At 30.5% G+C, this 14316-nt stretch carries 13 protein-coding genes and 1 other annotated feature; of the genes, 5 read left to right on the top strand and 8 right to left on the bottom strand.

What is annotated here, in order from left to right:
• Positions 1-46: 46 nt before the first annotated feature.
• Positions 47-1981 carry a Cache 3/Cache 2 fusion domain-containing protein gene (locus OCU55_RS08950; RefSeq protein ID WP_261851960.1) on the bottom strand — a complete coding sequence of 645 codons (1935 nt, stop codon included), beginning with the start codon at positions 1979-1981 and terminating at the stop codon, positions 47-49.
• Positions 1982-2407: 426 nt separating this feature from the next.
• Between OCU55_RS08950 and OCU55_RS08955 the strand changes: the two genes are divergently transcribed.
• Complete coding sequence (locus tag OCU55_RS08955; RefSeq protein ID WP_261851961.1) at positions 2408-2941, top strand: biotin transporter BioY; 534 nt, start codon at positions 2408-2410, stop codon at positions 2939-2941.
• Between the two features lie 167 nt (positions 2942-3108).
• On the opposite strand, the gene OCU55_RS08960 is transcribed toward OCU55_RS08955, so the two are convergent.
• From OCU55_RS08960 to OCU55_RS08985, 6 genes are all read right to left on the bottom strand, one after another.
• Entirely contained in the window at positions 3109-3396 is a 288-nt protein-coding gene (locus OCU55_RS08960) for a peptide deformylase (protein ID WP_345795588.1), read from the bottom strand.
• A gap of 105 nt (positions 3397-3501) precedes the next feature.
• On the bottom strand, positions 3502-4407 hold the full coding sequence (locus tag OCU55_RS08965; RefSeq protein ID WP_261851962.1) for a PHP domain-containing protein: 906 nt from the start codon (positions 4405-4407) through the stop codon (positions 3502-3504).
• Positions 4408-4564: 157 nt separating this feature from the next.
• Positions 4565-5158, bottom strand: coding sequence for a hypothetical protein (locus OCU55_RS08970; RefSeq protein WP_261851963.1), 594 nt, complete (start codon positions 5156-5158; stop codon positions 4565-4567).
• Positions 5159-5275: 117 nt separating this feature from the next.
• Complete coding sequence (locus tag OCU55_RS08975) at positions 5276-6151, bottom strand: phosphotransferase (protein ID WP_261851964.1); 876 nt, start codon at positions 6149-6151, stop codon at positions 5276-5278.
• Positions 6152-6199: 48 nt separating this feature from the next.
• Positions 6200-6895, bottom strand: a complete 696-nt coding sequence (locus tag OCU55_RS08980; protein WP_261851965.1) for a TetR/AcrR family transcriptional regulator — start codon at positions 6893-6895, stop codon at positions 6200-6202.
• Between the two features lie 360 nt (positions 6896-7255).
• Complete coding sequence (locus tag OCU55_RS08985; RefSeq protein ID WP_261851966.1) at positions 7256-9247, bottom strand: methionine--tRNA ligase; 1992 nt, start codon at positions 9245-9247, stop codon at positions 7256-7258.
• Positions 9248-9725: 478 nt separating this feature from the next.
• Positions 9726-9971, bottom strand: a binding site (T-box leader).
• A 394-nt stretch (positions 9972-10365) separates the two neighbouring features.
• On the opposite strand from OCU55_RS08985, the gene OCU55_RS08990 reads away from it, so the two are divergent.
• The 3 genes from OCU55_RS08990 (at position 10366) to OCU55_RS09000 (ending at position 11985) form a co-directional block, all read left to right on the top strand.
• Complete coding sequence (locus OCU55_RS08990; RefSeq protein ID WP_261851967.1) at positions 10366-10545, top strand: hypothetical protein; 180 nt, start codon at positions 10366-10368, stop codon at positions 10543-10545.
• Positions 10546-10940: 395 nt separating this feature from the next.
• Positions 10941-11660 (top strand): AzlC family ABC transporter permease, encoded by a 720-nt coding sequence (locus OCU55_RS08995; RefSeq protein ID WP_261851968.1) that lies wholly within the window; start codon positions 10941-10943, stop codon positions 11658-11660.
• Positions 11650-11985, top strand: coding sequence for a branched-chain amino acid transporter permease (locus tag OCU55_RS09000; RefSeq protein WP_261851969.1), 336 nt, complete (start codon positions 11650-11652; stop codon positions 11983-11985). Before OCU55_RS08995 ends, OCU55_RS09000 begins: the two co-directional genes overlap by 11 nt.
• 123 nt (positions 11986-12108) lie before the next feature.
• Here the strand turns inward: OCU55_RS09000 and OCU55_RS09005 are convergent, their stop codons facing one another.
• Positions 12109-12864: an AIM24 family protein gene (locus OCU55_RS09005; RefSeq protein ID WP_261851970.1), complete on the bottom strand. Its 756-nt coding sequence runs from the start codon at positions 12862-12864 to the stop codon at positions 12109-12111.
• Between the two features lie 369 nt (positions 12865-13233).
• On the opposite strand from OCU55_RS09005, the gene OCU55_RS09010 reads away from it, so the two are divergent.
• The gene (locus tag OCU55_RS09010; RefSeq protein ID WP_261851971.1) at positions 13234-14085 is read left to right on the top strand and encodes an aldo/keto reductase; all 852 of its coding nucleotides are present in this window, start codon (positions 13234-13236) and stop codon (positions 14083-14085) included.
• Positions 14086-14316: the final 231 nt, after the last annotated feature.

The following is a 14316-nucleotide window of genomic DNA, read 5'->3' on the forward strand; positions in this document are numbered from 1 at the left end:
TTTACAAATATTGATATCCTAAGTTCTATTTAGATGTTTCTATATATTAGTTATATATATCTGAAAACTCAATATGTATATTTTCAACCTTAGATTGATTTGTAAAATTGCTATTAGTTTTTACATCTTCTATATCTAAAATAATTTTCACAGGCAATATTATTATAAACTCTGTACCTTTTCCAAATTCACTCTTTACTTCTATTGTTCCTTCATGCATCTCCACCAAAGCCTTAACAATTGACAATCCTATGCCACTACCTTCATGACTTCTGCTAAGTAATGGGTCTACTTGCTTAAACCTTTGAAAAAGCTGTGAAACTTTATCTTCTGGTATTCCTTTGCCTGTATCCTTTACACTAATTACTACATGATCCTCATAATTAAACAAAGTAACATTTATTTCATCTCCAGGCTCAGTAAATTTAGTGGCATTGGAAATTAAATTAAGCAGAATTCTTTCCAGTTTTTCAGCATCAAAAGCCATAACTTTTTCTTCTTGATCAGTGTCAAATATAATTGTTCTGTCCATTTGCCCTACATACGCAGCAGTGGATTGAGTTATTTCTTCTGTAACTTGTACTATGTTATCGTTCCTCAACTCCAGCTTCATAAAACCAGAATCAATCTTAGTCATATCAATTAGGTTATTTACTAGTCTTAATAGTCTATAGCAATTCTGCCTTATACTAAAAGTATAATTCCTTATTTTATCAGTATTAAGATCTTCACCTTTGCTTATTAGCACGTTAAATAGCTGCGCAGTTGCAAAAATAATATTTAACGGAGTTCTTAGTTCATGAGACATATTAGCAATAAACTCAGTTTTTAGCTTATCGTATTCTAAGGTTTCTTCTACCAATCTTCTGTTCTCAGCCAACATATTATTAAAACTATTTGCTAATATTCCTATCTCATCCTTACTTTCTATGTCACAATGAACAGTCAAATCACCTTTGCCTGCTATCTCCATACAGGATTTTAACTTATCCAAAGGCTTTACTAAAGTATTTGCTAAAAGCAATCCTATAATTCCACTTAAGATAATTATTATAGAACCAGTAACAACAGTAGTGGTCAAAATTGATTTAGCCGAGGAGTTTAGTTCATCGTAATTTGCGGTAGTTACTACATATAAATGCCAAGGCTCGAAAAATTGATAGTACCCTACTTTTTTAACTCCGTTATAGGTATATTCAATTCTTCCACCACTGCCTAAATGCATCTTTTGAACAAAATCATAATTACTTACATTCTTGCCTTTTTCAGTTGGGTGAATGACTACATTCCCTTTAGAATCTAGTATATATGCATAACCGGTTTTCCCCAGCTTAACATTACTAATTGTTTCTTCTAGATAATTGTTAATAATCTTATTTCCTATTCCAATTGCTCCAATAACTTTATTATCTTTATCCAATAAAGGCTTCATCCTTGTAACATATCCAACGCCTTCTATCAAAATATCTCCAATATATTCTTGGTTACTAATTATTCTATTATAAGCAACAGAATCATTTGATATATATGTCCCTAATACTCTCATATTATCTTTAAAAATTGTACTTGAAACTCTTATTAGCTTATTATCATGCAATAAAAATATTGTTGCCACAGTCCCTGTAGACTGTTTGAGTTTATCTACTATAGTATTATCTAAGGACAATCTCTGATTTCCTGTATATAGAACCGGAAGATTGAACTCTCCTATCTTTACGTTTTCATTATAGTTTACTGTTAGGTCAGATAAATTATTTAATAAAGTATTTGCAAAATTCAAATCCCCATAGGATTTTTCTGTCAGAAGATCATTTCTTACACTAAGGGTCGTAATAATTGATTCTGTTAAACGCTGACTTTTCTCATCTAGCTCTTTAAACACTGCATCATTTGACTTCTTACCAATTAGAAAACCTAAAACACTTACGGCAAACACGATTAAAACCAAATAGCTGATGATAAGTTTATATTTTACTCTCATTCAAAAACACTTCTCCTTAGTTATAGACTCATAACTTCTTAATTACGCTTATATCTTAAGTTTTCTCACCACAAGCTCTGACAAATAGAAACAACTTTCCGAGCTGAGTTGAAAATATTCAACAATCCATCCAATTGATTCTTGATATTTCTTGTATATTTATATTTAATTTTAAGACATTCTGTCTAATTATATCATGTAAACAACAACTTTTCACCGAAAAAATTTAATCTTATTAAACTTGATTTTCATTTTACTAGGTTTTAAATCTTGCTTCAAAGAATCAAATTTTTTTGAGCCATCTATTGTCAACCACTTTTACTTTTATAGTTGACAATATATTCTTAGTATTTTATACTAAATTGGACAAGTTGGTTAAGAAATGAAATTTTTAAAATTACAATCAATAGAATCGGAGGACTTTTCATGAGAAAAAAAATTCAAATAAATGATATGATTTATGCAGCACTATTTGCCACCTTAATTTCTGTTTTTGGTTATATCGCAATCCCACTACCTTTTAGCCCGGTTCCACTTACAGGACAAACCCTTATGATAATGCTTGTTGGCTGTGTACTTACTCCACTGCAAGCCGGATTAAGCGTAATCACATTTATATTTATGGGGATTATTGGCCTTCCTGTATTTTCTGGAGGAGCATCAGGCATTGGTGTTATTGTAGGCTCTAACGGAGGATATCTAATGGGATTTCTTATTGGTTCCATAGTTATTTGTATAATAAAGAATAAAAATAATTCTATCATTTCAATGATATCAGCCAACATTATAGGCGGAATTGTTGTGGTTTATATTTTAGGAGTTTTATGGCTATCGTATATTACAGGAATCGGTGTATATAGAGCATTCATTGTAGGAGCACTTCCTTTCATTATCGGTGATTTAATAAAAGCTGTGATAGCTGCTTTGGTTGCTAAAAGAATTAATACTCTAAGAAGATAGAATAAATTTATAAGAATTTGTTTTTGCTTAGAAACTTATATAAAACAGCGATATTATTTAGAAATTTTAAAGGGAGCCATAAATAACAGGCTCCCTTTATCTATAATTCAACAATTCTTTAACTAATAAAATGTTTAGTATGCTAAGAATTTATTAATCATTTTTTATTATTTTATTTGTATCTTGAAAGATCTTTCATCCAAAGCCTTTTGTACTGCTAAAATTCCATCTAAGTGATCATATTCATGTTGTATCAACTCAGATATATCTCCTTCTAACTCTAAAAAATTATCTTTCCAAGCCAAATCTTTATAATATACTACACACCTTTTAAATCTTTTTACTTTTACCAAAAGTTCAGGGAAGCACATACAGTCATCCCAAACTGTAATCATTTCATCATCAACATATTCTAGCTTAGGATTTATCAATTCAACTTCCTTATCTATATTCATATAAATAAGTCTTTTAAATCTAGAATATCCATCTTTTTTATCATGCTGTTTATAACCTTAACAAAAACACATCTTTCCCTCATATTACATCTTAAAAGAAGCTCTTTATAAGAGACTTCTAGATAAACAAATCTTATTTTTGCCTATACTCAAATGTTCCAATCTATTAATTATATTTGTATAAATTTCATAGGGTATAGCAAGATTATTATCTTTTCCGCTTCCGATTTTTATATCCGGTCTATTTTTACCGTGATAATCTGTACCACCAGAAATCATCAAATTATATCTATTAATTAGGTAATCCAAAAATTTATAATCTTCTTCACTGTAGGAAGGATAGTATCTTTCAACTCCATCTAAGCCCAGACTAACTAAGTAGCTTATCTCTTCTTCTATTTGGTCATTATCCAGTCCTGCGAATCCCATATGTTTATTATAATGTGCTAGAAAAGATAGTCCTCCAGCTTGTTTTATTACTTTAATGGCATCTTCTACTCTAAATAATTCTTTTTCACCATACGGAATTGGATCTAAATACTTATCCCAAATTCCTTGAGCAGTTTCACACATTTTGTTTTCAATAAAGTATTTATATACATCGTATCTGTCTAAATATTTTCTAAATGAGTTTTCTTTTAATTGATTAATATCAATATTTATACCTTGTTGCTTTATTATTGATAAGATATTACTTACACTTTCGTGTCTAGCTTGTTTCATTTCATTGTAGGCCTTCAAGAATTCTGAATTATCAAAATCAATTCCTATTCCTAAAATATGAATAATTCTTCCATCTTTGCAAAGTGCACTTATCTCTATACCACTTAGAAAATCTATATTATTTTCCTTAGCCAGCCTGGAAACTTCACAAATTCCTTCTATATTATCATGATCAGTAAGAGCTATTGCTTTTACCTCTCCTGCTATAGCATCATCAATCATCTCTTCTGGAGTGCTTCCGCCATCAGAAAAAATTGTATGCGTATGAAAATCAACTTTATAATTCATATTAATTCCTCCATACAAAACTAAATATGTGCCACTCAAATCAAAATCTATTTTTAAAACTCCTACTGACTGTAAGAAGATAAATTAAAAATATAAATTTTATTGCTAAGTGTTACATAAATATATTTAACATTTTGAATTATATTTTATCATTAAATTAAATATATATCTCTAAACCAAAATACCTTTTATTTTCGTTATCAATAAACTTAAAATTGCCATTATAGAGGATTGTCCCTGCATATTTTCCCTTTGTTATAATTATAAAGTTTTTCAAATTATGATCTGGTGATTTCAAACTGAATTGAAGAGTTTTCAGCTCTTTTTGATAAATATCTGTTCTAAATCTCATGATACCTAGCTCTGAAATTTCCTCAGAATCTATCTTATTATTTTTATTCATATCTGTAATATTAATTAGGCTTAACGATAAATCCTTTGAGATTTCCTTGGCATCTATCAACTTTCCATCAGTACCAAATTGACCTACTTCTAAAAATTTATTATATGTTCTCTCTGTCTCAATTACATTAGCAGCTTCACTGAGCATAGTAATATCGTTTTTAAAATCTGCAACTAAAAGATTGCTTTTGTTCCTATATTCAAATGACTTGGTAAGACCTCTAATGAATACACCACAAATAGTCAATAATAACAATAGAATCAATACCTTCATTAAATTAATCTTTTTTTGTAATTTCACATCGGTCTTTGAATTGTAACTATAAGCTAGCAAGTTTTTAGTATACATTCCTTCACCTATCCTTTAGAATTTATTTTTATACTCTAAAGGTACTAAAGAATTATTAAATATATCTTATAGAGTTGTAAAATACAAGTTAAACTTTTAAATAGTGACTATATACTTTTATATAAGCTTCCACCAACCATCTGGATTTACTCCACCACTTTGAGCTCTCATGCATCTTTTAAGAAAATTAACAAGCGCCTCTTTTTCAAAAGGCATTCCATAATAAACTCTTTCTGCTGCTCTGATGACCATCCATCTGGAGAATTCACTATAATCTATTGATTGTATTTTTTCTAATGCAGATAAATATTTACCTGAAATAATACTTCCTGAAATACCTATAAGATAGTTCTGAAATTTACTTATTCCTGGAATTTTAGGTGTGTTTCTTAAAATTAGATAAGTGTGTGCTATATCTGAAAGCTTTCTACCATAAGTTGCACCAAACCAGTCAATTACATAATATTTATTATCTACAATCATGATATTTCCTGGATGAAAATCTCCGTGACAAACATCCATTCCTTTTGGTAACTCCTTCAAAATATCAAGGACAAATTTTTTAACATCATCATCTAACATCTCTGCTTTTTGTATTAAATGTGCTGCTCTATCATTTATTAAAATAAGTACCAATCCTTCAACAGAACTCGTTGTGTCAACATGAAGACTAGCTAACTTTTCAGCATACTTGAAAAGCTGAAGAGGATTTTTCTTTATATGATCTAGCATCGTATCCCCTTTAAGCCTCTCCATAATTATTGAAGGTCTTCCATTTATCTTCGTATATTCATATACTGTAGGTACAGCCTTGTTTTTCTTCTTCAAAGCTTGCATAGTTGCCATTTCAGCTTTAAGATATTCCTCTTCTTCTACGTTTCGTAATACTCTTATAACTTTATCATTATCTAGTTCATAAATCTCTGCTTGCCCACCTTGAGCAAGTAACTTAATTTTATTCAATTCTATCATAACAAGATCTAATAAGTACAACTGAGCATACCTATTAAAAACCCACCTCCAATCTATTTATTTTTTTACTTAACTAAACTTAATTAGTTCATCAGCCACCTTATCCAATTCTAAAAACATGCTTTTAATGGTTCTTTGTATATCTTCCTTAGAAAATTCAATTTTTAAAGACTGAAGAGAAGAAACCGCTAGAGGATAACAATATTCTTTGAAATCAGTTTTATCATCAGTCCTTAGCCAATAGCTTATAGCATAGTTAAAAGAACCTTCATGTACTATAGCTGACACCTTAACATCTGGAACATCAATTATTCCTATAGCTTTCAAACGCTTTAAAATCCCCTCCATGTCTTCACAGGATTTCATAACAAGTTCTTGATATCTTTCTTCAAATCGAGAGTTTATTCGCAAAGCTTCAACAAGCAAGATTTTTGCAAGTTGCCTATACTTTTGATAGGTCCATATACTGGCAGCTACTACATTAGCGAACTTTTCAGAAGCTACCGAAGTTTCCTTTTTCATAGCATAATTTTTTATGTTGCTTATTATTTGTTCCATATGATCATATAATTCCTCAAAGAGTTCTTCCTTGTTCTTAAAATACAAATAAAATGTACCAACAGAAACTTCAGCCTTATTTGTTATATCTTTTATTGAAGTATTGTTATATCCTTTTTCCGCGAAGACTTTAGATGCAGTTTCAAAGATTAATTTTCTTTTTTCATCTTTACGTGATTCTGTTTTATCTGACTTTTTGTACACCATAATAAATCTCCTCCATAATGGGAACTTTATACTTTCCTATGTAGTAAGTAATGAATTGTAATTCATTTCTTAGAATAAGCATATTATCTTTACCATCATCTGTCAATAATTATCTAATATAATCAATAAAAATCTTCCATAATACGTTTTATTTAACCCTATAGTCTATTAAGTTCTATTTTTACTGCATTTACTAAAAGGTTATCCTAATCTCTTGAAATTACTAGTTTAGATATCATAGAAATTATACGCTTTCCTCTACAACAAAAAAAGAACCCTATAATAGGATTCTTCTTAAAGCATAATATATAAATTAGGGCTCTTTCTAATTTCAGCAAAGTACTTATTATTTAGAAACCTTTACCCAGAGATTTGACTCTCATGTTTTGAGAAGAAGTCTACTCTTGGTTCTAAGTATTTTAATTTATGAGTAGCTGGATCACCTAAAAGAGCATTAATTGGATTAAAAATATAATCCCAACTCCAAAGTTTTTCATCTATATTTAAATATTCTCTTACCATCTCACAGCCATTTGGAGCAATAGGATGTATTAAGGTTATAGCTGTTCTTACAGCATGAAATGAGTCTATAAGTACTTGCCTTCGTAATTCATTATCTTCCTTACTTTCTGCTTGCTTCATATTATTTACCCAATATTTATTCATATTACGAATATAACTATCCAAAACATAAGTTACAATATGAAACTCGTGATTGTACATGTGCTTTTCATAAGTTAAAATAGCTTCATTTGATTCCTCTAAAATTTCCTTGCTAATTTCTCCTACTGGTATGGTGCCATCAAAATACTTTTGTGCTGTATAGAAGCAAGAACGTACAAGTCTATTAAACACATTTGTAAGCAGATTACCATCCTTCAAAACAGTATCAGGACCTTGTTTATCCTTATCATCCATAAAAGCTTGAGGTGCAAAGCTTACACTTTTCTTAACTAATCCAAGACTTAAAAAATGCATACGTAATTGCTCTGCAGTATAGTATTCTAATAGTCCTCTTGCCATAGGTGGTTTTATAGAGCCACTGCTGCTAGCTTTCTTATCCATAAAAAGCAGATGATTATTTGCAATTAAATGAGGAATATTCACATTTTCCCAGTCTACTTTATCATCTTTATCTATTCCTAATAAAGCCATAAGCATTGCCATCTCAGCAACTCCATAGAAATAGATGTTGTCTTCACCAATAAATTGATATACTTTCGAATCTTTTCCAGTCCAAAACTCTTTCCATGCTTCTGAATCTTTTCCGATGCTTTCCAGATAAGCTTTAGTAAAAGATACTGGAGCCCAAAGAGATTCAGGCCAAACCCAGAAAGTTAAATCCTTAAGTTCTTCTTTTTCAGGGACTTCTATCCCCCACTCAACATTACCTGATAATCTAAAAGGCACTAGAGTCTTGCCAGTTCTAAAACGGATACCCATCTTATCAAAAACTTCTCTTGCCTTATCTCTATCATCTAGATTTTCAAAAACAAAAGAAACAGATGGCTTCTTTGGTTCATCTATAATGGTGTGTTTTGGTAACTTTTCTTCTAAATCTGTTACCTCTTCTAACTGCTTACGTTTAACATATATAATTGGTTGCTTTAAAAATTCTTCGATTGTATTTAGTAAATACTTACGCCAATTCGTATTCTTTCTTAAATAATCTACTTCTTCATTTAAAAGCCTATTATATTCATCCAATTTAAAGTACCAATTTGTAACATCTCTAAGTTCTGGTACTTTACCTGACAAAGTGCTCTTTGGATCTATTAATTCAATCGGCATAAATTGATGTCCTAAATCACACTCATCAGCATAAGCTTTTTCAGATGTGCATCCTTCTATAGGACATTTGCCTATTACTTGACGACCATTTAATAGAACTTTCTTATCTGGATCATAAAACTGTGGAGATGATAATTTAACTAAATATCCACCTTCATATAATTTATTGAATACACTAGCAGATACCTCTTTGTGTATTTCACCAGCTCTATCCAGTGCTGATGCAGCATAAAGATTTAGTTCCATTTCATATTTATTAAGCACTTCTTTTTGCTTTTCATGGTTTTCACGAACATAATCCTCAATAGTTCCTTCATAGTTATTTTCGTCTACCATTTTTCTGTAGCTTGCAGAAATAGGTGATCCATAACAATCTGTTCCTGATACAAATATAACATTTTCTTTTCCAATTCTATCTCTTAAAAACCTTGCAAAGGTATCTGCATGAACAAACACTCCACCAACGTGTCCAAAGTGTAGTTCTTTATTTCCATAAGGCATACCTGAAGTTATAACTGCTTTCTTTGGAAATATTGGGCGTTCTATTTTTCTTTTTTCCATTTTGCACACTCCTTAAATGTAATAACATCGACTAACTAATTTATTTAAATCTACAAAAAAGTTGCTGAGCGACCTTCTTTAGTGAGCTTTTTTAACACACCTGCTTTCCGAATGTATATGAGGAAAATCTGGCAGGTGAATAAGTTTTCTTTTTTATTCTTTAACTTATATTATCTTTTAAGCCTGTTATACATAGTTATCCATAGATATATCTAAAATATAATTTCCTAAAGAATAAAAAATCAATAATAAAATTACTATTAATTGTACATATGATTGCAAATTTTACTGCCTAATTCATATTAAGTTTATCTGCATCCAGCCTACTGACGCTTAATTCAAAATAATATATTACTTAAGTTATCCAAAACTAACTTTTTTATTTTAACTCCTTAATATTACTAGGTTTAGCTTTCAAAAATTTTATACTTTCTTAGACAGTAAAAAGGGTATAAAAAAAACACCTCCTACAATAATCTGTAGGGGCGAATTGATCGCGGTACCACCCTGCTTCATTAGCATGTTACCATGCTAATCTTATCAAGTACTAACACATACTCTAGTTCCGTAACGTGAACAAACGTCATAGTATCACCTATTCCTCAAAATAAGATCCGTATGCAGCTCCAAGCCTTGTTTCATTAAAATTTCCACTGTTCCATCTCAGCAAAAGGAACTCTCTGTAAGCTTCAAAGATAATTACTCTTCTTTTCATAGCCTTTATTTTAATATATAAAATCAATTGATTAATGTCAAGAATTATTAATATTTATTATTATTTCCTAAATTAAAAAACTTATAATTACACTTTATGGAAATTCTCAGCTATTTCTAAGCTTTAGTCTATATTATTATACTATTGCAATTATTGGATATGTTTTACTAACATATAACATAAATAATTCTATAGATGTACCACTTCGAACCGAAATTTATTTTTAAAACTCTCACGGTTTCTGGTGAGAGAATTTAAAAATAATATATTTTATTACGAAGTGGTACATCCATATATTTAGCCAAACATGTTCATTAGAGAGTTTTTATATTTTACTAATTTATTAATCTATATATTTCTTATATAGATAAATTTTAAAACTGTGAAAGAAGGTAATTAACAAATGAATATATCAAAATTATTTCAATCTGCATCTTTAAATAATATTTATTCCAGTAGACAAACTCAAACCGTTGATACAGTTTCAAGTGCAACAAAAACTCCAAAGATACAGAAACCAGACACAATTTCAAGTGCAACCAAATCAAATGGTGGAGATCACTACTTCGAAGCAAGGGTTTAATTACATAATAATAAATAATTACTCCTAATTCAAAAAATTCAACCCTATTTCTAAAAATTAATAGAAATTTGGAATATACTTTTATATCAATATAAAAACTCTCTTTTGTATATAAAAATGAAAAACTTCACACTTAAGCTTATATCATAAACAATTCATCCTTTCTTCCTGTAAGTTTTCAAAGCTCAACTCCCATTGATACTTATCAAGATAGCTCATTTTTCCTCTCTTAATATCACTTTATGTATAAAGCCTCATACTTATTTCATAAATAAATATGAGGCAATTTTATAAAACTAAGTGATATTGCAAAATCTTACCCTTTATACTATAATTTCGGATAGTACATTTTTATGAATATAATATCATTTCATCTGAATTAAGGGGGCATTTATATGAAAAAAGCAATTAAATCGGCATTTCCTGTTACCATACCTGTAATGTTAGGATATGTGTCAGTAGGCATAGCCTTTGGACTGCTGCTAGAAAAGTCTGGTTACAACTTCTTATGGGCAATTTTAATGAGCATATTAATCTATGCTGGATCAATGCAATTTATAGCTATTAATCTTTTAACCTGTGGGGCAGGTTTAATTGAAATCGCACTGATGACTTTATTTGTAAACATAAGACATGTCTTTTATGGTTTATCCTTTATTGAGAGTTTTAAAGAGATGGGTAAGAAAAAGACCTATATGATTTTTTCTCTTACCGATGAAACTTACTCTCTACTTTGCGCTTCAAAAGCTCCTGAAGGAGTTAATAACAACCAATTCATGTTCTTCATATCACTATTTAACCAAATATACTGGATTATTGGCAGTGCAATTGGCTCAATAGCAGGTTCACTTATAACTTTTAATACAAGAGGAATTGATTTTGCAATGACCGCTTTATTTGTAGTAATTTTCATTGAACAATGGTCAACCTATAAAAATCATACTCCCGTTTTGATAGGTGCATGCTCCACAATTTTATCTCTTATCTTATTTGGTCCAAGCAATTTAATTCTACCATCAATGATTTTCATATCTATAACATTGATGGTATTCCAAAAACAGATAGAGGGAAAAAATTACGGTGTTAATAAAGGAGAGGTGAGTAATGAATGTTAATATTAGTTCTACCCTAATTTCTATAATAATTATTGCCATAGTTACTTTCGGTACAAGGATTGCTCCTTTTATCCTTTTTGGAAAAGGAAAGTCTACACCAAAGTATGTACTATATCTAGGCAATTATTTACCTCCTGCTGTTATGGCAATGCTGATAATTTACTGCTTAAAAAATGTTAGCTTAATAACTTTTCCTTTTGGAATTCCTGAACTGATTGGCATATCCTCAGTAGCGATATTACATATATGGAAAAGAAATAATTTGCTTAGCATAATAGGTGGGACAGCCATCTATATGATAGCAATTCAATTTATATTTGTATAAGATTAAATGCCATGCACTTTTAGGCACTGCCTTATTTGTGCAAGGCTTGAATTTTCTAATGACTTTTGTACATAAAAATTAAACAGTTAGCCTTTATATTAATACTTCTTTATTTACAGTAACTTATTGAATAGGCGCCATAAGTATTCTTCCTGTTCCACGATATACATTTACTAATCCCTCACCAGAAACTGCGGAACCAAGCAAACTTTTACTAGACTTCTCAACACGGAAATCTAATGTATCTGACCATGCTATTGCATAGTTTCCATCAATTCTAACTTCATCATTTTCAACAATAAACTCTATAAGTTCAGCTCTTGGCACAGGGCTCTCTAGAACAGCAATGCCTTGACCTCTTAGACATAGATTAAACAATCCTTCTTTTCCAAGTACAGCTGACGAAAGGTTTGTCCTTGCAACAACCTTTTGTTGAACCTTTGATTCGCAAGCCAGGAACAAACCATCATCTAGCACTAACCCTCCCCAATCTGAAACATCTTCAAGCAATATATGTTTATATGTTGGTTCTAGCATTAATAAACCATTACCTTGATATTTAGGTTTAATTGCAGATTCTTTCGTTACTTTTGAAGATAAAGCCTTTCCAAATAAATCTCCAAGCCCCTTAACATCCGCAGCCATAGTGACAGCTCCCGAAGTCCACTGCATAGCTCCAGCGCTTATTGTATATGCATTACCTTTGAGTTCAATCAGCACTTGTCTCTTTCTAATATTCATCTCAGAAGCAAAGTAAGCAGCCATTGCGGTTGCAGCGTTTACACTTAGATCTTTTTTGTACTCAAGTACTTTTACCTCTCCTCTAGCCTCTACCACCTCAATATTTTTATTTTCAAAAATATTTTTACAAGTTACCATTTATATATCTCCCCCTAATACAAATTTAGATTTTAGTACATTTACTGTGAAACTTTTATATTTTATAGCTATGTTTGAGAAAATTGTTGAAATTAATTAGTTATACATGAGACTCTATATGACCAAGCTATTAGAATCAAATGTTTTTTTCAGATGGAAGTGTTTCATTTAATCACTCATTAGCTATTACAAACAAGAATTTACCTTTTCATTTTACAGCTAGTTTTTTGGAATTTTATTGACTTACAGTAAACTCTAAGGTGTACAATTTATGTATATTCTTATTAAATGATATACATTAATGAAAATAGAAAATTAAGTCTTGGTGCTTAAAATAATACTATCTAAAGATTGGAGTGTGTATTAAAAATGAATTCTTTGAAGGATTGTTACAAGTTATCTAACGGCGTTGAAATCCCATGTGTAGGTCTAGGTACATGGCAAGCAGAAAATGGTGAAATTGCTATATCTTCTGTGCGCGATGCTCTTGAAGCTGGCTATCGTCATATTGATACTGCTGCTGGATATAAGAATGAAGAAAGTGTTGGTATAGCAGTAAAGGAAAGTGGAATACCTAGAGAAGAAATTTTCATAACCAGTAAGCTTCATAATAATGATCATGGTTATGAAAATACTATGAAGGCTTTCGGAGAGACTCTAAAGAAGCTTGATACTGATTACCTTGATCTTTATCTAATTCATTGGCCAAATCCTATAAAATATAGGGATTGTTGGGAAGAAGCAAATGCTGGCTCATGGAAGGCCTTTGAAGAACTTTATGCCGCTGGACATATCAGGTCAATTGGAGTAAGTAACTTTCATCCTCATCATATAGAAGCCTTACTTAAAACAGCAACTATTGTTCCTATGGTTAATCAGATTAGACTTTGCCCTGGAGATACACAAGATGAACTTGTAGAGTACTGCAAAGCTCATAATATTCTATTAGAGGCATATAGTCCACTGGGAACTGGTTTGATTTTTGAATCAAAGGAAATGCAAGCTTTAGCAGAAAAGTACGGAAAATCAATTGCACAAATATGCATACGTTGGAGTTTGCAAATGGGATTTTTACCTCTTCCAAAGTCTGTAACAAAATCCCGTATTATTGAAAATGGAGATGTTTTTGCTTTTGAACTTTCGCAAGAGGATGTTAAACTTATTGCTGATTTAAATGGTGTTTGTGGATTTTCTAAAAATCCAGATAAAATTACATTCTAATATCTTATATTATATAACTAAGGGCATGCTGGATTCTTCTGTATGCCCTTAGTTATGTTGAAAAACCAAAGTTTAGATATACACTTTTTATACTATCATCTTATGTATTAAACAAATGTTGATACTATTACGCGCCACTTTTACTATAATTCTATAAACCACAATTATAATTTACTTTCCCAATACCCGTATAGCTTGTCCTTAAAGAACCCATTAACAACATTTATTTAA

This window comes from Clostridium folliculivorans, from assembly GCF_024341905.1.
Taxonomy (GTDB): domain Bacteria; phylum Bacillota; class Clostridia; order Clostridiales; family Clostridiaceae; genus Clostridium_AR; species Clostridium_AR folliculivorans.

Coding starts and splice junctions, on each gene's coding strand:
- OCU55_RS08950 (WP_261851960.1), bottom strand. CDS start 1,981: ATGAGAGTAAAATATAAACTTATCATCAGCTATTTGGTTTTAATCGTG.
- OCU55_RS08955 (WP_261851961.1), top strand. CDS start 2,408: ATGAGAAAAAAAATTCAAATAAATGATATGATTTATGCAGCACTATTT.
- OCU55_RS08960 (WP_345795588.1), bottom strand. CDS start 3,396: ATGAATATAGATAAGGAAGTTGAATTGATAAATCCTAAGCTAGAATAT.
- OCU55_RS08965 (WP_261851962.1), bottom strand. CDS start 4,407: ATGAATTATAAAGTTGATTTTCATACGCATACAATTTTTTCTGATGGC.
- OCU55_RS08970 (WP_261851963.1), bottom strand. CDS start 5,158: ATGTATACTAAAAACTTGCTAGCTTATAGTTACAATTCAAAGACCGAT.
- OCU55_RS08980 (WP_261851965.1), bottom strand. CDS start 6,895: ATGGTGTACAAAAAGTCAGATAAAACAGAATCACGTAAAGATGAAAAA.
- OCU55_RS08985 (WP_261851966.1), bottom strand. CDS start 9,247: ATGGAAAAAAGAAAAATAGAACGCCCAATATTTCCAAAGAAAGCAGTT.
- OCU55_RS08990 (WP_261851967.1), top strand. CDS start 10,366: ATGAATATATCAAAATTATTTCAATCTGCATCTTTAAATAATATTTAT.
- OCU55_RS08995 (WP_261851968.1), top strand. CDS start 10,941: ATGAAAAAAGCAATTAAATCGGCATTTCCTGTTACCATACCTGTAATG.
- OCU55_RS09000 (WP_261851969.1), top strand. CDS start 11,650: ATGAATGTTAATATTAGTTCTACCCTAATTTCTATAATAATTATTGCC.
- OCU55_RS09005 (WP_261851970.1), bottom strand. CDS start 12,864: ATGGTAACTTGTAAAAATATTTTTGAAAATAAAAATATTGAGGTGGTA.
- OCU55_RS09010 (WP_261851971.1), top strand. CDS start 13,234: ATGAATTCTTTGAAGGATTGTTACAAGTTATCTAACGGCGTTGAAATC.